26 protein-coding genes are annotated in these 21,587 nt (G+C 70.7%); 8 read left to right on the top strand and 18 right to left on the bottom strand.

Translation table 11 applies throughout. The features are described from left to right. Positions 1-26: 26 nt before the first annotated feature. A complete protein-coding gene (locus AB0B50_RS41755) occupies positions 27-2,177 on the bottom strand; it encodes an AAA family ATPase (protein WP_362342368.1) in 2,151 nt (716 codons plus the stop codon). A 66-nt stretch (positions 2,178-2,243) separates the two neighbouring features. On the opposite strand from AB0B50_RS41755, the gene AB0B50_RS41760 reads away from it, so the two are divergent. Further along, a complete protein-coding gene (locus AB0B50_RS41760) occupies positions 2,244-2,918 on the top strand; it encodes a TetR family transcriptional regulator (protein ID WP_362342371.1) in 675 nt (224 codons plus the stop codon). Between the two features lie 21 nt (positions 2,919-2,939). On the opposite strand, the gene AB0B50_RS41765 is transcribed toward AB0B50_RS41760, so the two are convergent. Next, positions 2,940-3,731, bottom strand: a complete 792-nt coding sequence (locus AB0B50_RS41765) for a TetR/AcrR family transcriptional regulator (RefSeq protein ID WP_362342374.1) — start codon at positions 3,729-3,731, stop codon at positions 2,940-2,942. Between the two features lie 133 nt (positions 3,732-3,864). Here AB0B50_RS41765 and AB0B50_RS41770 point away from each other — a divergent pair, with 133 nt between their 5' ends. Next, positions 3,865-4,827 carry an ATP-binding cassette domain-containing protein gene (locus AB0B50_RS41770; RefSeq protein ID WP_362342377.1) on the top strand — a complete coding sequence of 321 codons (963 nt, stop codon included), beginning with the start codon at positions 3,865-3,867 and terminating at the stop codon, positions 4,825-4,827. Next, positions 4,820-5,581: an ABC transporter permease gene (locus AB0B50_RS41775; RefSeq protein ID WP_362342380.1), complete on the top strand. Its 762-nt coding sequence runs from the start codon at positions 4,820-4,822 to the stop codon at positions 5,579-5,581. The genes AB0B50_RS41770 and AB0B50_RS41775 overlap by 8 nt, the downstream gene beginning before the upstream one ends. A gap of 22 nt (positions 5,582-5,603) precedes the next feature. Here the strand turns inward: AB0B50_RS41775 and AB0B50_RS41780 are convergent, their stop codons facing one another. From AB0B50_RS41780 to AB0B50_RS41790, 3 genes are all read right to left on the bottom strand, one after another. After that, on the bottom strand, positions 5,604-6,719 hold the full coding sequence (locus AB0B50_RS41780) for a phosphotransferase (protein WP_362342383.1): 1,116 nt from the start codon (positions 6,717-6,719) through the stop codon (positions 5,604-5,606). Between the two features lie 209 nt (positions 6,720-6,928). Next, on the bottom strand, positions 6,929-7,603 hold the full coding sequence (locus tag AB0B50_RS41785; RefSeq protein ID WP_362342386.1) for an HAD family hydrolase: 675 nt from the start codon (positions 7,601-7,603) through the stop codon (positions 6,929-6,931). A gap of 75 nt (positions 7,604-7,678) precedes the next feature. Continuing rightward, positions 7,679-8,587, bottom strand: coding sequence for a GntR family transcriptional regulator (locus AB0B50_RS41790; protein ID WP_362342516.1), 909 nt, complete (start codon positions 8,585-8,587; stop codon positions 7,679-7,681). Between the two features lie 136 nt (positions 8,588-8,723). Between AB0B50_RS41790 and AB0B50_RS41795 the strand changes: the two genes are divergently transcribed. Further along, positions 8,724-8,912 carry a hypothetical protein gene (locus tag AB0B50_RS41795; protein WP_362342389.1) on the top strand — a complete coding sequence of 63 codons (189 nt, stop codon included), beginning with the start codon at positions 8,724-8,726 and terminating at the stop codon, positions 8,910-8,912. A gap of 19 nt (positions 8,913-8,931) precedes the next feature. Here the strand turns inward: AB0B50_RS41795 and AB0B50_RS41800 are convergent, their stop codons facing one another. Next, positions 8,932-9,843, bottom strand: a complete 912-nt coding sequence (locus tag AB0B50_RS41800) for a GntR family transcriptional regulator (RefSeq protein WP_362342392.1) — start codon at positions 9,841-9,843, stop codon at positions 8,932-8,934. 190 nt (positions 9,844-10,033) lie between these two features. On the opposite strand from AB0B50_RS41800, the gene AB0B50_RS41805 reads away from it, so the two are divergent. Next, positions 10,034-10,219, top strand: a complete 186-nt coding sequence (locus AB0B50_RS41805; RefSeq protein ID WP_362342395.1) for a hypothetical protein — start codon at positions 10,034-10,036, stop codon at positions 10,217-10,219. Positions 10,220-10,331: 112 nt separating this feature from the next. Here AB0B50_RS41805 and AB0B50_RS41810 read toward each other — a convergent pair whose 3' ends face one another. Together AB0B50_RS41810 and AB0B50_RS41815 are read right to left on the bottom strand one after the other, a co-directional pair. Then, the gene (locus AB0B50_RS41810; RefSeq protein WP_362342398.1) at positions 10,332-11,588 is read right to left on the bottom strand and encodes a GNAT family N-acetyltransferase; all 1,257 of its coding nucleotides are present in this window, start codon (positions 11,586-11,588) and stop codon (positions 10,332-10,334) included. 118 nt (positions 11,589-11,706) lie between these two features. After that, entirely contained in the window at positions 11,707-12,330 is a 624-nt protein-coding gene (locus AB0B50_RS41815) for a hypothetical protein (RefSeq protein ID WP_362342401.1), read from the bottom strand. A gap of 173 nt (positions 12,331-12,503) precedes the next feature. Between AB0B50_RS41815 and dtd the strand changes: the two genes are divergently transcribed. Next, the gene (gene dtd, locus AB0B50_RS41820; protein WP_362342403.1) at positions 12,504-12,929 is read left to right on the top strand and encodes a D-aminoacyl-tRNA deacylase; all 426 of its coding nucleotides are present in this window, start codon (positions 12,504-12,506) and stop codon (positions 12,927-12,929) included. Between the two features lie 112 nt (positions 12,930-13,041). Here the strand turns inward: dtd and AB0B50_RS41825 are convergent, their stop codons facing one another. Genes AB0B50_RS41825 through AB0B50_RS41835 form a run of 3 tightly spaced genes read right to left on the bottom strand, consistent with a single transcriptional unit; the run spans position 13,042 to position 15,083 of the window. Beyond that, positions 13,042-14,007: a folate-binding protein gene (locus AB0B50_RS41825; RefSeq protein ID WP_362342406.1), complete on the bottom strand. Its 966-nt coding sequence runs from the start codon at positions 14,005-14,007 to the stop codon at positions 13,042-13,044. Positions 14,008-14,041: 34 nt separating this feature from the next. Beyond that, positions 14,042-14,494, bottom strand: a complete 453-nt coding sequence (locus AB0B50_RS41830) for a transcriptional repressor (RefSeq protein ID WP_362342409.1) — start codon at positions 14,492-14,494, stop codon at positions 14,042-14,044. A gap of 16 nt (positions 14,495-14,510) precedes the next feature. After that, entirely contained in the window at positions 14,511-15,083 is a 573-nt protein-coding gene (locus tag AB0B50_RS41835; RefSeq protein WP_362342411.1) for an FABP family protein, read from the bottom strand. Between the two features lie 246 nt (positions 15,084-15,329). On the opposite strand from AB0B50_RS41835, the gene AB0B50_RS41840 reads away from it, so the two are divergent. Next, complete coding sequence (locus AB0B50_RS41840) at positions 15,330-15,593, top strand: DUF3099 domain-containing protein (protein ID WP_362342414.1); 264 nt, start codon at positions 15,330-15,332, stop codon at positions 15,591-15,593. Between the two features lie 109 nt (positions 15,594-15,702). On the opposite strand, the gene AB0B50_RS41845 is transcribed toward AB0B50_RS41840, so the two are convergent. The 7 genes from AB0B50_RS41845 to AB0B50_RS41875 form a co-directional block, all read right to left on the bottom strand. Next, complete coding sequence (locus tag AB0B50_RS41845; protein ID WP_062773190.1) at positions 15,703-15,990, bottom strand: DUF1416 domain-containing protein; 288 nt, start codon at positions 15,988-15,990, stop codon at positions 15,703-15,705. Between the two features lie 31 nt (positions 15,991-16,021). Continuing rightward, entirely contained in the window at positions 16,022-16,867 is an 846-nt protein-coding gene (locus AB0B50_RS41850) for a sulfurtransferase (RefSeq protein WP_362342417.1), read from the bottom strand. Between the two features lie 170 nt (positions 16,868-17,037). Then, positions 17,038-17,118: a putative leader peptide gene (locus AB0B50_RS41855; protein WP_351007875.1), complete on the bottom strand. Its 81-nt coding sequence runs from the start codon at positions 17,116-17,118 to the stop codon at positions 17,038-17,040. 198 nt (positions 17,119-17,316) lie between these two features. Beyond that, positions 17,317-18,069 carry a DUF2993 domain-containing protein gene (locus tag AB0B50_RS41860; protein WP_362342419.1) on the bottom strand — a complete coding sequence of 251 codons (753 nt, stop codon included), beginning with the start codon at positions 18,067-18,069 and terminating at the stop codon, positions 17,317-17,319. A 141-nt stretch (positions 18,070-18,210) separates the two neighbouring features. Then, positions 18,211-19,404: a hypothetical protein gene (locus AB0B50_RS41865; RefSeq protein ID WP_362342422.1), complete on the bottom strand. Its 1,194-nt coding sequence runs from the start codon at positions 19,402-19,404 to the stop codon at positions 18,211-18,213. Positions 19,405-19,409: 5 nt separating this feature from the next. After that, the gene (locus AB0B50_RS41870; RefSeq protein WP_055700327.1) at positions 19,410-19,664 is read right to left on the bottom strand and encodes a MoaD/ThiS family protein; all 255 of its coding nucleotides are present in this window, start codon (positions 19,662-19,664) and stop codon (positions 19,410-19,412) included. Positions 19,665-19,676: 12 nt separating this feature from the next. Next, entirely contained in the window at positions 19,677-20,543 is an 867-nt protein-coding gene (locus tag AB0B50_RS41875; protein ID WP_362342425.1) for an alpha/beta fold hydrolase, read from the bottom strand. A 230-nt stretch (positions 20,544-20,773) separates the two neighbouring features. On the opposite strand from AB0B50_RS41875, the gene AB0B50_RS41880 reads away from it, so the two are divergent. Beyond that, entirely contained in the window at positions 20,774-21,586 is an 813-nt protein-coding gene (locus AB0B50_RS41880; protein ID WP_362342428.1) for a response regulator transcription factor, read from the top strand. Position 21,587 lies beyond the last annotated feature (1 nt).

Genomic DNA, 21,587 nt, shown 5'->3' on the forward strand with positions numbered 1-21,587 from the left:
GGCGTCCTACGCCTCCCAGGACAGCCCTACGCCTCCCAGGGCAGCGCCCTGCCGTGCACCACGTCGAGCCGTGACACGGCGCGGGTCAGCACCACGTACAGCCGGTGCGGGCCGCGCTGCTCGGCCTCGGCGATGTCGGCGGGTTCGACGGCGACGACATGGTCGTACTCCAGGCCCTTGGCGACCGTGGCGGGCAGCAGCGTCACGCGCGCGCCCAGCTCGTCGGGCCCTGCGCTCTCGATGCCCGCGGCGTCCAGGGCGGCGCGCAGCCGCTCGACGCTGCGGTCCGCGGCGATGACCCCGATGGACCCCTCCCTGCCGAGCGCGCCGCGCACGGCGTCGACGGTGGCGGCCTCCACATCGTCGGCGGCCAGGAGCCTCAACTCACCGTCCGCACGCATGGATTCGGCGGGCGGCACGTCCACGTCCAGCTGCGCGAGCAGCCGGTTGGCGAGCCCGACGATGGCGCGCGGCACCCGGAACCCGGTGGTCAGCGGCGTCACGACGGCATCCGGCTTGCCGAGGTGACCGAGGAGCTCGGCCCAACTGCGGGCGGCCCAGGGGGTGGTGGCCTGCGCGAGGTCCCCGAGGACGGTGAGCGAACCGAAGTCGGCGCGGCGCGCGATGGCGCGGCACTCCATGGGAGAGAGGTCCTGCGCTTCGTCGACGACGATGTGCCCGTACCCCGCGGGCCGTTCGAGGAGCCCCGCCAGCTCGTCCATCAGGACCAGATCGGCGGCGCTCCACTTCGCCGACTTGTACGAGCGCGGCGGCTTGGCCCACAGGACGGCCTTCTGCTCGTCCGCGTCGAGGATGCCGTCGGCCGCGGCGGCAAGCGCGTCGGCGTCGCCGAGAAGGCTTGCGAGCACCTCATCGGCCCGGACGCGTGGCCAGGCGGCGTCGACGAAGGCGCTGACGCCCTTGGCCCTCCCGATCTTCTGCAGCCACGTGTTGTTCTGCGGCCCGGCCCTGCGCTCGGCCTGCTCCTGGACGGCCCGGACGGCCCGGACCCGCACGCGCTCACGCCCGACGGCGTACGGCGGTTCCTCCTCGCGCACGTCCTCGATGATCCGCTCGAGGTCGCCGAGCGACACGCGCCAGCGGTACGAACCGTCGGGTACGGCAAGGGAGTCGGCGGGCGGCGTGACGCGGGAGTACAGCGCGCGGCGCAGCACCTCGGCCATCCGGGCGTCGTGCTTGACGACGGCGGCGGCCTCGTCGTCGACGGCGCGCACCGGGTGGCCGCCGGTCCCGCCCCGCAGGCCGCCCCGCACGGCGCCCTGCCCGACATGCTGCCCGACGTCCTGCACGATGTCCTGCACGGTGGACTGCCGCACGCCGGTCTCGCCGAGCGAGGGGAGCACCTCGGCGATGTAGCGCAGGAAGGTGCGGTTGGGGCCGAGGATGAGGAGCCCGGAGCGCTGGACGCGCTGCTCGTAGGTGTAGAGCAGATAGGCGGCGCGGTGCAGTCCTACGGCGGTCTTGCCGGTGCCCGGGGCTCCCTGCACGCAGACGGAGGCGGCGAGTTCACCGCGTACGAGGTCGTCCTGCTCGGGCTGGATGGTGGCGGCGATGTCGCGCATGGGACCGACGCGGGGCCGCTCGATCTCTCCGGCGAGGATGCGGCTCGCCTGCGCGGCCGCGTTCTCGCCTTCGCTCAGGGGCTCGTCCTCCATGCCGGTGAGGTCGGTGGAGTCGCCCTTGCTGCCGGGCGCCCAGCCGAACCGGCGGCGGACGGCGACGCCTTGGGGGTCACCGGCCCCGGCCTGGTAGAAGGCGCGGGAGACGGGGGCGCGCCAGTCGACGACGAGGGGCGGGGCCGAGGGGTGCTCGGTGACGCGGAGCCGTCCGATGTAGTAGCGCTGCCCGCGGTGGTCGCCGGCGTCCTCGGCCGCGGCACCTTCGGCGGCGAAGTCGAGGCGCCCGAAGAAGAGGGGCGCTTCGGGCAGCTCCCGCATGGCCTTGGCGTGGCTGCGGAACTCATAGCCGAGCACTTCGGCGTCGGCGCCGGACGCGGACACGTCCGCTCCTCCGACAACCCGCTCCTCCGCCCCTTCGACCATGCCGGTGAGGGCGGCGCGGCAGGCGTCGTGGTAGCTGCGCTCCCGGGCGAGGTCGGGTGGCGTGGCGTCGGGCGTCGTCGCGTCAGCTGTCGTCGCGTCGGGTGTCGTCGTCATCCGCCCAGAATAATGTAACCGAGTTAAGTTTGTAACTGGGTATCGGTGGGGCGCTAGACTGCCTTCATGACCACCCCCTCAAGCTCCCCGGCGAGCACGGAGCCGGACGCACCCGCCGCCCCCGGACTGCGCGCACGCAAGAAGGCCCGTCGCTACGAGTCGATCTCGGAGACGGCGATCGCGCTGTTCCTGGAGAGGGGCTTCGAGAAGGTCTCGGTGGCGGAGGTGGCGGCGGCGGCCGAGGTCTCCAAGCCGACCCTGTTCCGCTACTTCGCCTCGAAGGAGGACCTGGTCCTGCACCGCTTCGCCGACCACGAGGACGAGGCGGCCCGCGTGGTCACCGCCCGCCCGGCGAAGCGCACCGCGCTCGACGCCCTGCAGCGCCACTTCCTCGACGGCCTGGAGCGGCGCGACCCCGTGACGGGCCTCAACGACGCCGAAGGGGTCCTCGCCTTCCACCGCCTCCTGTACGGCACGCCCTCCCTGGTCGCCCGCCTCTACGGCTACCAGGACCGCTCCGAACAGGCCCTGGCCGCCGCCCTGGTGGGCGCCCACGGAGGCAACGCCCTGGAGGCCCGCCTGGCCGCGGGCCAGATCATCGCCGTACAGCGAATCCTGGCCGAGGAGAACTGGCGCCGCATCGCGGCGGGCGAGACGGCCGACGAGGTCCGGCCGGACGCGACGACGTCGGCGAACAGGGCGTTCGGCCAACTGCGTTCGGGCCTGGCGCGCTACGCGTGAGCCGGTGAGCGCCCGAGGGACTCAGATCCCCGGGCTCGGGCGCTCACCCTCGACCATCACGGCAACCCCGTCCAGCACCCGCCCGAGCCCGAACTCGAACTCCGCGTCCTCGGCGTCGGCCTCGCCGAACGTCCCCGCGGCGAGCAGTCGCCGCAGCACGGGAAAGCGGTCGGCATCGGCGGCGGTCAACGCGTCGACGGTGCGCTCGTACCGCCGCATGACCTCGTCCGGCGCGAGACCGTCCGCCCGCATCGCGGCGTCGAGGTCGGCCATGAGGGAGACCTCGTTGCGCACGTAGCCGCCGACGAGCATCAGGACGGAGATCATCCAGCCCTCGTCGCGGCCGCAGCTGTCGAGGACTTCGAGCCCCCGCTCCATCCACTCCAGGCCGTGCGGCGTGGCGGGCGGCGAGCTGATCGGGATGCGCAGCAGCCACAGGTTCCGCTGGAAGACGGCGCGCTGCTCCCGCGCCCACCACTCGAGACCCGCGCGCCACCCGACCACGGAGTCGGGCCGCCGCGGGGGCGCGCCCGTGGCGGCGTCCTGCATCAGGACGTACAGCTCGCCCTTGGCGGCGACGTACCGGTAGAGGGACATCGTCGAGACGCCGAGTTCCTTGGCGACGCGCCCCATGGAGACCGCGCCGATCCCCTCGGCCGCGGCGACCTCGATGCCGGTGGCGACGATGCGGTCCAGAGCGAGCCCGCGCTTGGGCCCCTTGGAGGGGCGCTCCCGCAGCCCCCAGGCCGTTTCGAGGCCGGCGGACAGACCCGAGCCCTCGGTGCCACCGCCCTCGCCACCGCCAGTCGTCACGCCGAACCCCTTCCCGACCCGTTCCGCACCGCGCCACCCAGCCACGCTTGACGCACATCCTAGTTCTGCGTAACCCTTACACAGTAATGCGTATACCTAACGCAGTAGCTGTTGCGGTAGCTGAGGAGCACCCATGCCACCCGCCATCGAGACCCAAGCCCTGACCAAGTCGTACGGCGACGTCACGGTCCTGCGCGGCATAGACCTGCACGTCCCGCCCGGAACCGTCTTCGCCCTGCTCGGCCCGAACGGCGCGGGCAAGACCACGACCGTCCGGATCCTCACCACGCTGACCGAGCCGGACGCGGGCACGGCACGCATCGCAGGGCACGACATCCGCACGCACCGCCGCGAGGCCCGCCGCGCCCTCAGCCTCACCGGGCAGTACGCGGCGGTCGACGAGAAGCAGACCGGCGCGGAGAACCTCCGGATGATGGCGCGCCTGGCGGGCCTGTCCCACCCCGCGGCACGCGCCCGCGCCACCGAGCTCCTGGCCCGCTTCGACCTGGCCGACGCGGGCGACCGCCTGGTCGCCACGTACTCGGGGGGCATGCGGCGCCGCGTGGACCTGGCGGCGGGACTCGTCGCCGACCCCGAGGTGATCTTCCTGGACGAGCCGACGACGGGCCTGGACCCGGGCAGCCGCCGGCGGATGTGGGAGGTGGTCCGCGAGCTCACGGCGCGCGGCACGACGGTCTTCCTCACCACGCAGCACCTGGAGGAGGCGGACCGACTGGCTGACCGCATCGCGGTGTTGAACGACGGCCGCGTGGTGGCGGAGGGCACGGCGGCCGCGCTCAAGGAACGCGTGGCGGGCCATCGCCTCGACGTCACGCTCACCACGCACGACGCCTATCTGCGCCTGACGCACAGGGCGGTCCACCGCGCCCCCGAGACACTCACCCTGGGCATCCCGACGGACGGCACCGCGCCCCACGTACGCGCCCTCCTCGACGAACTCGACCCGCACCGCACGGAGATCGCGAGCTTCGAGGTCCACACGGCAAGCCTGGACGACGTCTTCCTGACCCTCACCAAGTCCGCGAGCACACGCCCGCCGAGCACACGCCCGACCGAGGAGCCGACCCATGCCTGAGGCCACCGCAGTCCTCCACTCGCTGACGATGACGGGCCGCTCCCTGCGCCTGAGCCGCCGCAACACGGACGCGCTGATCACGGCGCTCGCACTGCCGGTGATGCTGCTCCTGATCTTCGTCTACTTCTTCGGCGGAGCGATCAACACGGGTACGGAGTACGTCACTTACGTCGTCCCCGGGGTGCTCCTCCTCTGCGCGGGCTTCGGGTCCTCGAACACGGCGATCGCCGTCACGGAGGACCTCAAGGGCGGCATCGTCGACCGCTTCCGCTCGCTGGACATCGGCGGCGTCCCGTTCCTGACGGGCCACGTCCTCGCCTCCACGGCCCGCAACCTCGTCGCCACGGCCCTCGTCCTCGGCCTGGCCTTCGCGATCGGCTTCCGTCCGACGGCGACCCTGTCGGGCTGGCTGGCGGCGACCGCCGTGCTCATCGCCTTCATCCTCGCCCTGTCCTGGCTCTCGGCGACGGTGGGCCTCCTTGCCAAGTCCACGGAAGCGGCGGGCTGCTTCACCTTCTTCGTGAGCTTCCTGCCCTACCCGAGCACGGCCTTCGTCCCCACGGACAAGATGCCGGACTGGCTCCGCCCCTACGCGAACCACCAGCCGGTGACCCAGGTGATCGAGTCCCTGAGGGGCCTGCTCCTGAACGGTCCGGTGGGGAACACGCCGTGGGTGGCGCTGACGTGGTGCGCGGGGATCCTCGTCACATCGGCGGCGCTCTCGGCTGTCCTGTTCAGGAGGCGGTCCCGCTAGTCCGCTTCTGGTGGCGGTCCCGCTAGTCCGCCCGCCCGTCCCGGGCACGCCGGTCCGCGGCCGCATCCATCCGGGCCCAGCCCCTCAGGGCCTCCATGACCTGCCATTGGGTGGGCACTTCGTCCAGGCCGAGGGCACCGCGAGCCCTCGCGAGCACTCCCTGGATCTTCCGGCCCGCGTGAAAGAGGGGCCACCACAAGAGTCCGGGACGCGTGTCGAGGGTGAGGGCGGCGCGGATGACATCGGTGAAGACCGACTGCGCCCTCTTGTAGTCGAGGAGGATCGGCAGGTCGCGCTCCCACCCCCGGGAGCTGCCGGGCCTGACGTCCTCGACGGCCTCGCGCCAGCGGCGCGTCACTTCCTCCGCCTGGTCGGGGCGGTACCGCATCAGATGGAGATGGGTGGCGAGGTCGTACAGCGGATCGCCGACCATGGCCAGCTCCCAGTCGATCGTCCAGAGCCGGCCCTCCGCGTCGACGATGAAGTTCTCCCGGTGCAGATCGCCGTGGAGCAGCGCGAAGGGTCTCTCCGTCATCCCCGAGACGTTTCTTCTCAGTCTCTCGAAGCAGCGTTCACCGATCCCGAGCGCGTGGAAGAGCGCCCCGAATCGCTGCTTGTTCCGTTCGTAGACCTGCTCTTCGGTGAAGCAGATCAGCCGCTCGATGAAGCCTTCGCTGTCTCCGTCGGGCGGCCGGTCCTCCCGTACGCATCGGCGATCCACGGTCAGCTTCTCGGGGTCGACCGCGGTGAGTTCCTCGAACAGCTCGACGATCTGGTCGACCATCCGTTCCGGAATGACATCGCCGAACTTGAAGCGCGAGCCGAGGGTGCGGCCCTCGATGAACTTCTGGAGACCGAATTCGCCGACATCGATGACTTCCGGAATCCGTGTGATGTGCCCCCACAGGGCGCGCACCAGATCCTCCTCGGAACGGAAGCAGCGCCGGTCGAACCAGAGGAGATTCCTGCGCGGCTCCCGGCACTTCCACCGGGACCGACCCGCCCCTGACGGCGCGTCCGGCAGGGGAAAGACGTAGGTCTCGTGGTGATAGCCCTTGAGGGGTCCGACAAGGGCCCGCTCACCACCACTCACCAGTGCGGCACGTTCCCGGGCCGCGGAGGTCGATTCGGATGTCATTGCCCGTCTTTCAGCCTTGGACTGATCCGATGATGAAGGAGTGGAGCAGGATACTGGTGCGGCCGGGAACACCATGCCCTTTGTCACTCAAGTGACAGCTTCCGAACTCCCCATGAGCGAATCTGCGCTCGCTCGTGCGAGCATGCCATTCGCCGTGATGGGGACGGCCCTTTCGGTTCTGCCCGCTGTCCGACCGCCGTCTGCTTCTGTCAACCGCCTTGGAGAATTCGCAGCACGGGCTCCCAGGAGGTGACGACCTGCTCGGCGCCCGCCGTGCGCAGCAGCCGCTCCTTGCGCCGGTTACGCGCGTAGCCCAGGAAACGCACCCCTGCCCTGCTCGCCGCCACGAAGTCCGAAGGAGCATCGCCGATCATCAGGGTGACCCGCGGGTCCGCGCCCATGGCCCGCACCGCGCGGTTCACGCAGTGCGGGTCGGGCTTGAGCAGTCTGAGGTCTTCCGTACGGCCGTAGATGTGCGGGGTGAAGCACCCCAGAAGGCCGCGGGACTGGAGGTAACTGCTCACTGCGCGCGGGGAGTTGTTGGTCGTCACGGCGAGCCGGGCGCCGATCGCCCACCAGGTGCGGATCAGCGGGTCGACGTACGGCGTGGGCCAGGCGGAGGACACGGCGGTCAGCTCCTCCTGGGTGAAGCGTTCCTCCAGCTCGGCGACGAGGTCGCTGTGGGGATGCCGCCGGTCGACGGCGCGCAGGACGACGTAGGGGTCGGGGTCCTCACGCTCGTCAGGAGTAAGGAGGCCGCGCAGCCCTCGCCCCTCCAGCCACTCGACCTGGTTCTTCGCCAGCTGCTCCACCGGGCGACCGGCGAAGAGGCGGCAAATGGGTCCGTCGAAGTCGAAGAGCACGAAGCGAGCACGATCGGTCATTTTGCGCAGAGAAGCGATCTCATCTGCCGCTTGTTCGGCTCGCGTTGCATCAGACTGCGTCGAATCGGATGTCATTTAAGAGAGTGTCAGGTCAGTCGTGATGGTTGCCCAGAGTGCGTCGAACCACTTCTGCGACTCCTCGACGAACACGGCGTCGCGCGAGGGGTTCCCACGCTTCTCGAAGGAGAAGAGCGGGGCCTTGACGCCCCCCACGTCGTAGAGGCTCACTGCCCCGTCCGCACCGTCGTCGGCCTCGTCCAGCATCAGCTCCTGCGGACCGAGCGTGTAGTAGGCGAGCAGTGCCTCGCGGCCGTTCAACAGGTAGAGCTTGACCGGAGTGGTGAAGGGCAGCGCCCTGAACTGCACCGACACGTCGATGCCGTGCGAGGCCCGCAGAGCACGGAGGTTGTGGCGCAGCACCTGGCCCTGGGCGTTGCGCTGGGCCAGCCAGCGCTGATGGAGCCGCGCCCTGTTCTCCTCGTCGCCTTCGACCGGCACCGGAAAGGCCAGCTCGATGTCGCTGCTGGGCAGCAGGATGCGCACCTCGATCGACTCAGGCCTGATCCGCCCCTCGTGGATGAGCCGCACCGGCTCGCCGAGTGCGATCATCAGCGTCTCCGCCGTGAAGGAGACCACGTCGATCCGCACGTTCTGCTCCGCGAACGCCGACGCCAGCCGCGGCGCCAACGCCACCATCGAAGGCTGGGGCCCCATGCTCACCGGCGTCGGCCCCGCCTCCGCCACCCGCGGCGGACTCCCCTTGCTGACGTTGGTCAGGAGGCCTTCGCTCTGGAGTTTCTTCATCGCCTGGCGTACGGCGCCGCGTTCGACGCCGAACTCCTCCGCCAGTTCGGCCTGGGTCGGCAGACGGTCTCCCGCTTTGAGTTCGCCCGCCCGGATGCGGTCGCGGAGGGTGTCGGCGATGTCCTGAGGTGAGAGCTTTCTGCTGCCGTTCACTGCAACGTTCTCCTGGGTCACGACCAGACGATACAACTGACCGCCATCTTGCGGGAGTTGCAGGGAAGTTGAAGCGGAGTTGTTTATGCCTTCACGCCAAGTGGGGACAACTTAAACAGAGTTGGTTGCCAACTGACTCAAGATGGCAGAAGGAGGAACCACCATGCCCGCCCTAGCCCTCCTCGCCGCCGTGGTCGCCGTCACCGTCGAACAGCTCGTGCAGTGGAAGTACGGCCCTATGGGCATCATCGGCCTCCTCCTGCTGACCATCGGCGTCAAGGCGAAGAACCCCGCGTGCAGTTCCGTCGGCGCCGCCGTCCTCGCCCTGATGGTGACGGGCCCGGCCATCTGACCGAGTCGGCGGCCGGGCCTCAGCCCGCCGCCAGCTGCAGGTCCTGACTGATCGTGTTCCAAAGGGCGTTGAACCACAGGTGGGACTGCTCCACGAACGTCGCGTCCCGCAGCCCGTCCCCCTGCTGGAACGGGAAGAGCATCGACTGCGCCCCCTGCGCGTCGTACATCTCCAGGGACGCCTGCCCGATCTCCTCGTTCCGCTTGCTGAGCGTGTAGTACGCGAAGAGCGCCTCCGAGCCGTTGATCAGGTACAGCTTCACCGGCGGCGTGAACGGCAGCGCGCGGAACTGCACCGACACGTCGATGCCGTGCGAGGCCCGCAGGGCAAGGAGGTTGTGGCGCAGCACCTGCCCCTGTGCGTTGCGCTGGTCGAGCCAGCGCCGGTGGACCTGGTTGCCCTCGTCGTCCCCGCCGTCGACCGGCGCGGGGAAGGCGAGGTCTATGTCGCGGCTCGGCAGCAGCACCCGGACGTCGACCTTGGCCGGTTTCCGCTGCCCGGCGTGGATCTGCCGCAGCGGTTCGCCGATGGCCATGGTGAGGGAGATGGACGTGAGGCAGAGCGCGTCTATCTCCACGTGCGGCGAGTCGAAGGCCGCCGCGATGCGCGGGGCAAGCCCGACCATCGTGGGCTGCGGACGCACCGCGCCGGGACCCGCGAGGGCACGCTCCGAGGCCTCCGCGACCGTGGCCGGGCTGCCCTTGGACACATTGGACAGCAGATGCTCGCGATGCAGGATGCGCAGCGCCTCGCGCACCGCCCCGCGCTCCACACCGAACTCGTCGGCCAGCTCGGCCTGCGTGGGCATGCGCTGACCCGCACGCAGCGCACCGGACCTGATCCGGTCGCGCAGCACGTCGGCGACTTCGCGGTGGGACCGCTGCGACCTCTTGCGCCCGTTGACGGCAGCATGTTCGGTGCTCACAACCAAACAGTACAACTTCGCGCCATCTTAGGGGAGTTGCAGGAAAGGTGGTTATGAGTCGACTCCCAGCGGAGATAAGTCAGTTGAAGTTGGTAGCCAACTTTGGCGACATGGTCAGACCCTCCCGGGGTTGGCCGCCACCGGTTGGCCACCGACCAACGGGGTCCGCCGCCCCGATCCCGAAGGAGGGAACGTCATGCCGCTCATCGCCCTTGCCGTCGCCGCCCTCGCCATCGGTTTCGAGCAACTCGTCCAGTGGAAGTACGGACCGCTCGGCATCGTCGCCTTCGTCCTGCTGACCGTCGGAATCAAGGCCAAGAACACCAAGCTCAGCGGCCTCGGGGCCGGCCTCCTCGTCCTTCTTCTCGCCCAGTCGGGCTGACAGGTCGGGCTGACCGGGCTCCCATCCGGAGGGGAGCCGGGAGTCCGGCCAGCCGTCACCAACCGGGCCCCGGCTCCCGGCTACGGGGGAGCCGGGGCCCGCCACGCGCACCTCAGAACAGGTCCGGGCACCACGGCCGCCGCGCCGTACGGAACAGCGCGTCGGCCGCCGCGGCGGTGCCCGGACCCCTCTCCGTCACCCTCCCCAGCGCCACGAGCCGCGCCACGGACGCGTCCCCCAGCCACAGCTCGCCCAACTCCCTTACGTCCAGGACGAGATCGGCGGCTTCGGAGGTCGGCGCGCAGGACGCCCCCTGCGACGACGCGTCGAGGCGATAGCGCCCGCCGGCGAGCCCCGCACCGTCGAGGACCTCCAGGACGAGCGACCCCGCCCCGTCGTACGTACGCGACTCAAGGGCCCGTACGACATCCAGGATCCGCACCCAGAGCCAGTCCGCGTGCCGGACGACCTTGGCGGCGCGCGGGTCCGGCAGGAGGTCGGGGAGCAGGTCGTCCGGGGCGAGCCACCCGGTCCTGACCGCGACGACCTTGTCGATCGCGCAGAGGTAGTGCCACAGAGCACGCTCGGCGGCGGGCGTCGCGGCCGTCATCCCCAGCACGGTCAGGGTGTTCTGCGGCAGCCGCGATCCGCCCCACCGGTCCTCCGTGGTGCTGTACGCGACCAGCCCTTCGACGCGGCCCGAGGCGTCGCGGTAGAAGGCGTAGAAGGGCTCCTGCCACGGATATTCGGGGCTGGCCCGCTCGCCGGTGTTGCGCAGCCACCACTCCTCGGGGCGGTCGATCGCGCCGTGCCGCGCGGCCCGGAACCGCTCGTGCAGCTCGGGCCCCAGCTTGCGCACCTCGGCGCCGTCCACGAGGTCGATGCGGGCGCCGGTCTCCTCGGGCCCCGACCAGCGCGGGTCGAGCCCCGAGCGCGCGACGTCGACCTCCCACTCGGTGACCCGGGTCGCGGGCCCGAAGCCGTACCGGCCGTAGATCGCGTACTCGGCGGAGATGAGCGTGGCCACGACGTCGCCGCGCTCCTTGGCCGCGGCGAGGTCGGCGGCCATCATGCGGGTCAGGATGCCGCGGCGGCGGTGGGTGGGGGCGACGGTGACCCCGGAGATCGCGTCCGCGGGGACGAAGGCGCCGCCCACCGCGGTGACCTCCTGCGGGAAGGACCGGAAGGTGCCCACGCAGCGCCCGCGGTCGAAGGCGCCCTGGACGCGGGTGAGATCGACGTGCTCCCGGAAGTGGGCCACGGCCTCGTCCGACATGGCGGCGAGGGGCCTGAGGAATCCGGTGTTGACGGCCCGCTGCCAGGCGGGCAACTCGGCGTCGGACACGGCTCTTACGTCGACATCGCTCATGCCCGAACGCTAGGCAGAGGCGGCACGGTCCCGCACATGGGTTTCCGCCCCGCCTCCGCACCCGCACCCGCACCCGCCACAGGCCAGGTCACGTCACGTCACGTCACGTCACGTCACGTCACGTCAGCAGGTCGTCGACCTGCGCCTCGCCCTCGCGGTACCGCCGCGCGATCTCCGCGCTGCAGTCGTCCGTGGTCCGCTGAAGGAGCTGGCGGCGGCGGGACACCTGCTGTTCGTACCGCACGAGGCGGCCCATGGCCGTGTGCAACTCATCGTCCGTGCGCGCCGCCAGGTCGGAGAGCTCGACCTCGGCGAGCATCTCCGTGGCGAGCAGGCGGTACTCCTCGCCGTGCGGGGTGCCGAGCGTGACGTGCCGGGCCGATGAGCGGTGCCGGGCCGGGGCGTCCGTGAGGATCTCCGGGAGCCGGGCCACCAGCGGCGCCTCCGGCTCGGGCGCCGGCGGATGCGGCTGACTGCGGCGCGCGATCTCGGCCCGCAGGATGTCGATGCGCCCCTGCAGAAGGCGCCGTACATAGCTGAGGTCGGCCTCGTCCTGCTGCGCGGCCCTGCGCACCTCCCGCAGCTCGGGCAGGCGCAGCGCGGCCAGGTCGTGCCGGGGCACGTCCGGCAGCAGCCGCTCGGCGGCGCGCTGCTCGCCCGTGCGCTGCGCGGGCGGACGCGGAACCGGCGTGCGGCGCAGCGAGATACGGCCGGGCGACTGCCCGGTACTTGGTGTACTCATGTGGCTCTACCCGTCCCCTCGACCGGCCGACGCGGAGCACCGCGTGTGAGCATCGTGCCACCCCGAGTGGCCGCTATGTGAATGAGTGCCCGGAATCGGCCCCAGATGGGGGGATCCGGAGGGGGTGGGGGGACCCGATTCGGGCGTCCCGCGCGGCACGGCATGATGACCGTATGCGAGCAGTGGTGCAGAGGGTGGACGGCGCGAGCGTGGCCGTCGACGGCGAGACGGTGGGCGAGATCGACGGCGAGGGCCTGTGCGTCCTGGTGGGCGTCACGCACGACGACACCAAGGAGAAGGCGGCCCAACTGGCCCGCAAGCTCTGGTCGTTGCGGATGCTGGCCGACGAGAGGTCGTGCAGCGACATCGACGCGCCGCTCCTGGTCATCAGCCAGTTCACGCTCTACGGAGACGCCCGTAAGGGCCGCCGCCCCACCTGGAACGCGGCGGCCCCCGGCGATGTCGCCGAACCCCTGGTCGACGAGGTGGTCGCCCAACTGCGCTCCCTGGGCGCGACGGTGGCGACGGGCCGCTTCGGGGCGCAGATGCGGGTGGGGCTGACCAACGACGGCCCGTTCACGGTGCTCCTGGAGATGTGACGGTGCTCCTGGAGCGGTGACAGCGCTCCAGGAGCGGTGACAGCGCTCCAGGAGCGGTGACAGCGCTCCAGGAGCGGTGACAGCGCTCCTGGAACAGTGACGCGGCGCCGTACTACGGCTCGACCACGACCTCCTGGGCCGCCGCGGTGTCCCCCGCGATCAGCTCCGCGTCCACCGGCACGTTCCGCTTGACCAGCGCGAGGGCGATCGGGCCCAGCTCGTGGTGGCGTACGGAGGTCGTGATGAACCCCAGCTTGCGGCCCTCGGTGCCCTCGCTCGCGAGGTGGACCGGGGTGCCCGCGACCGGCAGGTGCACCTCGCTGCCGTCCAGGTGCAGGAAGACCAGGCGGCGCGGCGGCTTGCCCAGGTTCTGGACGCGGGCGACGGTCTCCTGCCCGCGGTAGCAGCCCTTCTGCAGGTGCACCGCGGTGCCGATCCAGCCCAGCTCGTGCGGGATGGTGCGGTGGTCGGTCTCGAAGCCGAGCCGCGGCCTGTGGGCCTCCACCCGCAGCGCCTCGTACGCGAGGAGTCCTGCCGCGGGGCCGTTGTCCGCGGCGTACGCCTCCAGGTCGGCGCGCGGCAGGAAGAGGTCGCGGCCGTGGGCCGTCTCGCGCACCGCGACGCCCTCGGGGGCCGGGGCGATGGATCCCGCGGGCAGATGGACGACGGCGAACTCGTCCGTGCGGTCGGCGACTTCGACGCGGTAGAAGAACTTCATGCTCTCCAGGTACGCGATGAGGGCGTCCTGGGTGCCGGGCTCGACGTGTGCCCAGACGGTCTCGCCGTCGTCGACGAGGGCGAGGTGGTGCTCGATGTGGCCGTTGGCGGAGAGGATCAGCGCTTCGGTCGCCTGGTTCGCGGGCAGCTCGCTGACGTGCTGGGTGAGCAGCAGGTGCAGCCAGCTCAGCCGGTCGGAGCCGGTGACGGTGACCACACCGCGGTGCGAGAGGTCGACGAAACCGGTGCCGTCGGCGAGGGCGCGCTGCTCGCGGAACAGTTCGCCGTAGTGGGCGGCGACGCCTTCGTCCACGCCCTCGGCGGGGACGGCGCCGGGCAGGGACAGCAGGGGGCTCTTCATGTTCACAAAGACTACGACCAGCGGGGCGCCGCTTTTATTTCTGGGAGCCCTTGTCCGCCCCGCCGCCGGCTTCCCCGCCGCACTTCTCGCACTGCCCGAAGATCGCGAAGTGCTTCAGGTCGGTGTCGAAGCCGAAGGTCTTCCGCAGCTTGGCGGTGAAGTCCGCCGCGATCTCCGTGTCGGCCTCGATGACGTCCGTGCAGTCGCGGCAGACGAGGTGGATGTGGTGGTGCCGGTCCGCCAGGTGGTACGTCGGGGCGCCGTGCCCGAGGTGGGCGTGCGAGACCAGGCCCAGCTCCTCCAGGAGCTCCAGGGTGCGGTAGACCGTGGAAATGTTGACCCCCGACGCCGTCTTCCGCACTTCGCAGAGGATGTCGTCGGGGGTCGCGTGCTCAAGGGTGTCGACGGCTTCGAGGACAAGCTGGCGCTGCGGGGTCAGGCGGTATCCGCGCTGCCGCAGGTCGCTCTTCCAGTCGGTGCTCACCACACCTCAGAGTCTAGGTCTACTTGAAGAAGGCGATGCCGTCGTCCGGCAGATCACCGAGGTTCCGCGCCATGTCGGCGACCTCCTCGGGCGTGACGACCTTCTTCAGCTGCGCCGACATGTACGGCCGCAGCGGCACCTCGGGGGTCTGCTTCTCGCCGACCCACATCAGGTCGCCCTTCACATAGCCGTAGAGGCGCTTGCCACCGGTGTAGGGGCCGGAGGCCGCGGTGCGCGCGACGGCGTCCGTGACCAGGTCGATCTGCGGCTTCTGGTCGGCCAGCTCGCCGTACCAGACCTCGACGACGCCGTCGTCGCGGACCATCACGACCTCGACCTTGCGGTCCTTGTCGATGCGCCAGAAGCCGGACTCGCTCTCCAGGGGCTTCACCTTGTTGCCCTCGGAGTCGAGCACCCAGGTGTACGAGCGGTACTCGATGAAGTCCCGCCCGTCGTGCGTGAAGGAGACCTCCTGGCCGAAATTCGCCTTCTCGGCGCCGGGGAAGTCGGTGACGCCCGCGCCGGCCCAGTTGCCGAGGAGGAAGGCGAGGGGCACGAGGTCGGGGTTCAGGTCGGACGGAATCTCGATCATGGGAAGCTCAGGCGATCTGTGGTGGAGGTGACGGTGGTCAGCGCTGGCCCTGGTACAGCTTCTTCACGGTGAGCCCGGCGAAGGCGAGAACGCCGACGCAGACAAGAACCAGCAGGGCGGAGAAGAAGGCCTCAAGCACGGGGTGCTCCTCGGTGAGCTGTTGGGGCAGGTATCAGAGCCGGTCCCACTGTAGTCGGGCGGCGCCCGTCCCTCTCTGTGAGGGCCCTCCGGACGTACGCTGGATGTATGTACGCGCGCAGGCGCCATGTGTACTTCGCCATGATGGGGACCTGCGTCGGTCTCTTCGTCCTGGCCTGGGGGGTCGTACGGCTCTGGTCGGTCCCCGTCGCCGTCGGGATGTGCGTCGTGGCGATGGTGATCCCGCCGCTGGCCGCGATGGTGGCGAACCGGCGAGGGCCCGAGGACCGCTGGTGGGACGACCCCAGCGGGGACCCGAAGTCCGACGAGTGGTGGGACGAGCTGGACGGCAAGCGCAGGCGGCAGCAGTAGCGGCAAGCGCAGGCAGCGGTAGCGGCGACAGCCGAAGGGCCGCACCCCGTCCAGTGGCGTCCAACCCCCTGGGGTGCGGCCCTTCAGCCGTTCTCGGTGCGGCGGTGGATCAGACCGCGATCGCGACCTCCGCGAGGCCGCCCGTCCGGGCGACGACCGTGCGGTCCGCGGTGCCGCCGGGGATCAGCGCCCGGACGGTCCACGTGCCCTCGGCGGCGTAGAAGCGGAACTGGCCGGTCGCCGAGGTCGGGACCTCGGCGGTGAACTCGCCGGTCGAGTCGAGCAGGCGCACGTAACCGGTGACGGGCTCGCCGTCGCGGGTCACCTGGCCCTGGATCGTGGTCTCACCGGGCTTGATCGTCGAAGCGTCGGGGCCGCCGGCCTTTGCTCCACACATGTGTACTCCTAGGGGGAAGGAAGGTCGGGGCTTACTTGTTGGCGCCGAGCTCGATCGGCACGCCGACGAGCGAGCCGTACTCGGTCCAGGAGCCGTCGTAGTTCTTGACGTTGGTCTGGCCGAGCAGCTCGTGCAGGACGAACCAGGTCAGGGCCGAACGCTCACCGATGCGGCAGTACGCGATGGTGTCCTTGGCCAGGTCGACCTGCTCGTCCTCGTAGAGGGCCTTGAGCTCGTCGTCCGACTTGAAGGTGCCGTCGTCGTTGGCGTTCTTCGACCACGGGATGTTGCGGGCGCTGGGCACGTGGCCCGGACGCTGCGACTGCTCCTGCGGGAGGTGGGCCGGGGCGAGCAGCTTGCCGCTGAACTCGTCGGGCGAGCGCACGTCGACCAGGTTCTTGGAGCCGATGGCGGCCACGACGTCGTCGCGGAAGGCGCGGATCGAGGTGTCCTGGGCCTTGGCCTTGTACTCGGTGGCGGGACGCTTCGGCACCTCGGCGCCGTCGACCAGGTCGCGGGAGTCGAGCTCCCACTTCTTGCGGCCGCCGTCGAGGAGCTTCACGTCCTGGTGGCCGTAGAGCTTGAAGTACCAGAAGGCGTACGAGGCGAACCAGTTGTTGTTGCCGCCGTAGAGGACGACGGTGGTGTCGTTCGCGATGCCCTTGGCCGACAGGAGCTTCTCGAAGCCCTCCTGGTCGACGAAGTCACGGCGGACCGGGTCCTGCAGGTCCTTGGTCCAGTCGATGCGGATCGCGTTCTTGATGTGGTTCTTGTCGTACGCGGAGGTGTCCTCGTCGACCTCGACGATGGCGACCTTCGGGTCCTCGATGTGGGCCTCGACCCAGTCGGCGTCTACCAGGACGTCGCTGCGGCTCATGCTTCTCTCCTCCGGGGCAGTTGCGGCGGTGCGGCTGTGCTGCGGTGCACGAGGGGGCGGCCGGTACGGGCCGGTGGTGCGGGGAGGCACTGCGGGCGTACGTACGGCGCGGGGCGGCCTGCCGGAAAGGCGTCAACAGGCCTGAGGGAAACGGGGAGGTGAGGTCCCCGTCAGAAGGTGCGACAGAGCATGGCGGCGACGCGGCACAGGTCCACTGCCCGCCGCTTCGTGAGATCCGCCTGTCGTTGCATGCGTCCGATCGTAGGGACGGAGGGGCGGCCGTGTCACCGGTGCTCCGCATAGTGAGACGCAATCATCCACATGCCGAGAATTGTTGAAGCCCGGGGCCGCCCCGGCGGGGCCCCGGGCCCGGTGTCGTCCCCGTCACATCCGACCGCCGGACGCCTGCGTCTCGTACTGCGGACGTAGGCGGGGGTGGGAACCCCGGATCAGCCGGTCAGGCTCACGTTCGAGCCCGTCACCGACATGTCCACGCCGTCGGGGGCCGCCTCGACCTTCTCCAGCTCGATGCCGGCCGGCAGGTCGTCGATCTTCTGCTCGAAGTCCGTCACGTCACGGGCCATGCCCTCGGGGAGCGGGATGGCGACGCCGAGGACCTCCAGCTTCTTCGGGATGCGGTCGGCGTGGACCTTGATGGTGTCGCCCTCGACGCGCACCGAGCTCAGCACGTGGACCGGCTTCGGCAGCTTCACGCCGCCCTTGCTGACCTCGACCTCGACCTTGATCTTGCCGTTGCCGCCGTCGGAGAGGCCGACGACCTTGCCGGTGGCGCCGAGCGGCAGCTCGACGGGCTCGGACTTGCTGGCCTTCAGGAGCTCGTCGTACGAGACGCGCGCCGTGCCCGTGGCGGTGGCGGCGGTCGCGGAGCTGTAGTCGCCGGAGAACTTCACGCCCTTCATGTGGGCGGTGAGGTCGGCGATGCGGATCGAGTCCGAGCCCGACCTGGCGTCGTAGTCCTTGATGCCGACCTCCACGTCGTCGAGCTCGCCGCCCGCGACCTGGGTCAGGAAGGGGAAGCCCTTGATGGAGACGTCGGGCGCCTCGCTCAGCCCCTCGCTGGACTTCAGCTTGTCCGCCGCCTCGCCCTCGGCGAAGCTCACGGCGAGCCGGTCGGCCGCCACGAAGAGTCCCCCGAGGATCACGACGACGATCAGAAGTATTCGTACGGCGCGCTTGCTCATGTCCGGTGTTCCCCCACCTTGGTCCCCCGATTCGACTGTCGTTCCGCGAGCCTAAAGGAACAGGTCCCCGGCCGAAGAGCTCGGCCGGGGACCTGTCGATCACCTGTGACGATCGCCCGTGGCGTTCGCTCGCGCGGGCGGTCAGCCGATGGCGCGGCCCAGGACGTAGACCGCGGGGGCGGCGGCCGCGAGCGGCAGCGCGACGCCCGCCGTCATGTGCACGAAGCGGGACGGGTAGTCGTAGGAGGCGGCGCGGTGCCCGATCAGCGCGCAGACACCGGCGCCGAGGGCGAGCAGCGCGCCCTCGCTGCCGTAGTCCGTCATGCCGCCGACGGCGACGCCCGCACCGGCGGCCGCGAGCAGCGCGACGACCACGGAGGCGGGCGTGGGCAGCGGCAGCGCGCGGGCGAGGATCGCGGCGGCGACGGCGGCGCAGCCCACGGTCACGGCGTCGGACGCGGCCGCGAGGTGCCCGGCCGCGATGATCGCGAGCGCGGCGGAGGCGACGGTGGCCATGAGCCCGTACATCCGCTCGTCGGCACCGGCGTGACTGCGCAGCTGCAGGACGAGGACGAGCAGGACCCAGACGCCGAGGGTGCCGAGGATGGCGGCGGGCGCGTGCTCCTTGCCCACGGTGAGCAGCGCCGCGTCCGCGACGACACCGCCGAGGAAGGCGAGGGCGATGCCCTGGCGCGCGGGCCACATCCCGTTGAGCCTGAACCATCCCGCGGCGGTCACGGCCTGCAGGATCACCAGCGGTACGAGCAGCGCGTACTGTCCGGCGGCGGCGCCCCCGGCGAGCAGCAGACCGAGCAGGGCGGTCAGCGCGGCGGGCTGCATCCCCGGCTCGATGATCGGCGACCTGCCCTCGGCACGGGCGCGCTGGGCGTCGGTGATGCGGGCGTTGCCGGTGGTGGTGGCTGGGCCGTAGGAGGGCGCGTCGGAGCCTGCGGGCTCAAGGGACGGCTCCGGCTGGGGGGAAGGCTCCGGCTGGTACGAGCTCTGCGGCGGCAGGTACGCCGTCTCCGTCACGTCCACCGCGGCAGCGGGCGGCTGCACCGACGTCTCCCAGGTCTGCCCCTGCCACTGCTGCGTGTACTGCTCCGAGCCGTACTGCTGCGGCTCGGCGTAGTAAGGCTGTTGCTGCTGCGGGTACGGCTGCTGGGCGTACTGCTGCTGCTCGGGGTAGGGCTGCTGCTCCGGGTAGGACTGCTGCTCCGGGTAGGACTGCGCGTACTGCTGCTGTTGCTGTTGCTCGGGGTACTGCGGCTCCGCGTAGGGCTGCTGGTACGGCTGCTGATACGGGTCGTACCCCTCGTACGGCTGGTTGGACATGGCGCTCATCCTCCTGCGAACGGCGGGAGCACCTCGACCGTGCCGCCCTCGGCCAGCCGTACGGTCTCATGCCCTCGGGTGCCGACGGGGTCGCCGTCGACGAGGAAGGAGCAGCGCTGCAGGACCCGGACGAGCTCACCGGGGTGCCGCTCGCGGGCGGCCTCCAGCGCGTCGGCGAGCGTCACCGCGGCGTACGGCTCCTCCGCGACGCCCGCGGCCGCCTTGGCAGCGGCCCAGTAACGAATGGTGCCGTTCACCATGCGACTCCCCTTTCAGTCGGCGTTCGCCGATGTCTCCTCGGCGGTTGCCGACGTCCATGATGCCGTGACCCAGGAGGCGATCCGTCCGACGAGTTCGTCGGAGGCCGCGTGCTCCGCGTGCCCCATGCCTTCTTCCAGCCACAGCTCGGCCCCGCCGTCGGCGGCGGCCGCCAGCATCCGCGGATGGTCGACGGGGAAGTACGGATCCCGGTCGCCGTGCACGACCAGCAGGGGCGTCGGTGCGATGAGCGGAACGGACTCGACCGGCGAAAGGGGCACGGGGTCCCACTCGTGCGGGTGGATTCTCGTCTTCAGGCCGAAACGGCCGACCGCGCGGCCCGCGGGACGCGTGACCACCCAGTGCAGCCGCCGCATCGGCGCGGTCCCCCGGTAGAACCAGCGCGCCGGGGCGCTGACCGACACCACGGCATCGGTCCGCGCTTCCGTGCGCCCCCTGTGCAACGCGGCGTGACGGAGGGCGACGGAGCCGCCCATCGAGAAGCCGACGGTCGCCACGCGCGCGTGCCCGAGCGCGCGCGCCCACTCCACCGCCGCGGCCAGGTCGAGCACCTCGCGGTCACCGACGGTGGTGCGCCCTCCGGAGCCGCCGTGCCCGCGGAAGGAGAACGTGATCACGGCCGCACGCTGGGCGAAGACCCCCGCGACGCGGCGCACGTGGGGCCGCGAAAGCTCCCCGGAGAAGCCGTGCGCGACGACGATCGCGAGCTCTCCCGCGGGGTCGGGCCCGGGGTCGTAGGCGGCCTCGATGGCCACTCCGTCATGTGTACGAAGCGTGGCGCGCTGCTTAACGCGACCCTGACGCCGAGTGATCGGAGGCACAGAAGATCGCGCCGCTTGACCTGCCGGACCGGAACTCATGTGGGCTATTCTGCTCGGCAGAGGATCCGGGCAGCGCAGCCCCCGGGTCCTTTTGTGCTTTCAGGGCTCCGGGCGCGGGTCCCGAAAGCACCGTACGAAGCAGTGCCGTAAACGCCCCCAAGCTCTAAATGAGCAGGGGGGACCCCCTCCGCAGGGACCGAGGAGGAACCAGACGTTATGGGCGAGCGAAACGTGCACGACAGTCGGACGACCCGGGCAGGTGGGGTGCGATGAGCTCTCTGCTGCTCCTCACCAATGCCCTCCAGCCGTCGACGGAGGTGCTCCCCGCTCTCGGCCTGCTCCTTCACAACGTGCGCGTCGCCCCCGCGGAGGGCCCCGCTCTCGTCGACACCCCCGGTGCCGACGTCATCCTCATCGACGGACGCCGCGATCTCCCGCAGGTGCGCAGCCTCTGCCAGCTGCTCCGCTCCACGGGGCCCGGCTGTCCGCTGGTCCTGGTCGTGACGGAGGGCGGCCTCGCGGCCGTCACCGCGGACTGGGGCATCGACGACGTACTCCTCGACACGGCGGGCCCCGCCGAGGTCGAGGCACGTCTGCGGCTCGCGATGGGCCGGCAGCAGATCACCGCGGACGACTCCCCCATGGAGATCCGCAACGGCGACCTCTCCGTGGACGAGGCGACGTACAGCGCGAAGCTGAAGGGCCGGGTCCTCGACCTGACCTTCAAGGAGTTCGAGCTGCTCAAGTATCTGGCGCAGCACCCGGGCCGGGTCTTCACACGGGCCCAGCTGCTCCAGGAGGTCTGGGGTTACGACTACTTCGGCGGCACGCGCACGGTCGACGTCCACGTGCGGCGGCTTCGCGCCAAGCTCGGCGTCGAGCACGAGTCGCTGATCGGCACCGTCCGGAATGTCGGATACCGCTTCGTCACCCCCGAGAAGGTCGAACGCGCGGCCGACGAGGAGCAGGCGAAGGCGGCGACTCCCCGCCCCGAGGAGAACGGCGGCCGGAAGACGGCGCCCGCTCCCGAAGCCGCGAAGTCCGCTCCGAAGGAAGCTGCCGTACGCCCTGCCCAGCGGTAGT

It is taken from the genome of Streptomyces sp. NPDC041068 (genome assembly GCF_040647455.1).
Taxonomy (GTDB): Bacteria; Actinomycetota; Actinomycetes; order Streptomycetales; family Streptomycetaceae; genus Streptomyces.

Bases quoted from the DNA above. Each gene is read 5' to 3' on its own strand.
- AB0B50_RS41825 (WP_362342406.1), bottom strand. From the start codon at position 14,007: ATGAAGAGCCCCCTGCTGTCCCTGCCCGGCGCCGTCCCCGCCGAGGGC.
- AB0B50_RS41850 (WP_362342417.1), bottom strand. From the start codon at position 16,867: ATGAGCCGCAGCGACGTCCTGGTAGACGCCGACTGGGTCGAGGCCCAC.
- AB0B50_RS41775 (WP_362342380.1), top strand. From the start codon at position 4,820: ATGCCTGAGGCCACCGCAGTCCTCCACTCGCTGACGATGACGGGCCGC.
- AB0B50_RS41835 (WP_362342411.1), bottom strand. From the start codon at position 15,083: ATGATCGAGATTCCGTCCGACCTGAACCCCGACCTCGTGCCCCTCGCC.
- AB0B50_RS41845 (WP_062773190.1), bottom strand. From the start codon at position 15,990: ATGTGTGGAGCAAAGGCCGGCGGCCCCGACGCTTCGACGATCAAGCCC.
- AB0B50_RS41880 (WP_362342428.1), top strand. From the start codon at position 20,774: ATGAGCTCTCTGCTGCTCCTCACCAATGCCCTCCAGCCGTCGACGGAG.
- AB0B50_RS41805 (WP_362342395.1), top strand. From the start codon at position 10,034: ATGCCGCTCATCGCCCTTGCCGTCGCCGCCCTCGCCATCGGTTTCGAG.
- AB0B50_RS41870 (WP_055700327.1), bottom strand. From the start codon at position 19,664: ATGGTGAACGGCACCATTCGTTACTGGGCCGCTGCCAAGGCGGCCGCG.
- AB0B50_RS41770 (WP_362342377.1), top strand. From the start codon at position 3,865: ATGCCACCCGCCATCGAGACCCAAGCCCTGACCAAGTCGTACGGCGAC.
- AB0B50_RS41755 (WP_362342368.1), bottom strand. From the start codon at position 2,177: ATGACGACGACACCCGACGCGACGACAGCTGACGCGACGACGCCCGAC.
- AB0B50_RS41860 (WP_362342419.1), bottom strand. From the start codon at position 18,069: ATGAGCAAGCGCGCCGTACGAATACTTCTGATCGTCGTCGTGATCCTC.
- AB0B50_RS41795 (WP_362342389.1), top strand. From the start codon at position 8,724: ATGCCCGCCCTAGCCCTCCTCGCCGCCGTGGTCGCCGTCACCGTCGAA.
- AB0B50_RS41815 (WP_362342401.1), bottom strand. From the start codon at position 12,330: ATGAGTACACCAAGTACCGGGCAGTCGCCCGGCCGTATCTCGCTGCGC.
- AB0B50_RS41780 (WP_362342383.1), bottom strand. From the start codon at position 6,719: ATGACATCCGAATCGACCTCCGCGGCCCGGGAACGTGCCGCACTGGTG.
- AB0B50_RS41855 (WP_351007875.1), bottom strand. From the start codon at position 17,118: ATGCAACGACAGGCGGATCTCACGAAGCGGCGGGCAGTGGACCTGTGC.
- dtd (WP_362342403.1), top strand. From the start codon at position 12,504: ATGCGAGCAGTGGTGCAGAGGGTGGACGGCGCGAGCGTGGCCGTCGAC.
- AB0B50_RS41810 (WP_362342398.1), bottom strand. From the start codon at position 11,588: ATGAGCGATGTCGACGTAAGAGCCGTGTCCGACGCCGAGTTGCCCGCC.
- AB0B50_RS41865 (WP_362342422.1), bottom strand. From the start codon at position 19,404: ATGTCCAACCAGCCGTACGAGGGGTACGACCCGTATCAGCAGCCGTAC.
- AB0B50_RS41875 (WP_362342425.1), bottom strand. From the start codon at position 20,543: ATGAGTTCCGGTCCGGCAGGTCAAGCGGCGCGATCTTCTGTGCCTCCG.
- AB0B50_RS41840 (WP_362342414.1), top strand. From the start codon at position 15,330: ATGTACGCGCGCAGGCGCCATGTGTACTTCGCCATGATGGGGACCTGC.
- AB0B50_RS41760 (WP_362342371.1), top strand. From the start codon at position 2,244: ATGACCACCCCCTCAAGCTCCCCGGCGAGCACGGAGCCGGACGCACCC.
- AB0B50_RS41785 (WP_362342386.1), bottom strand. From the start codon at position 7,603: ATGACCGATCGTGCTCGCTTCGTGCTCTTCGACTTCGACGGACCCATT.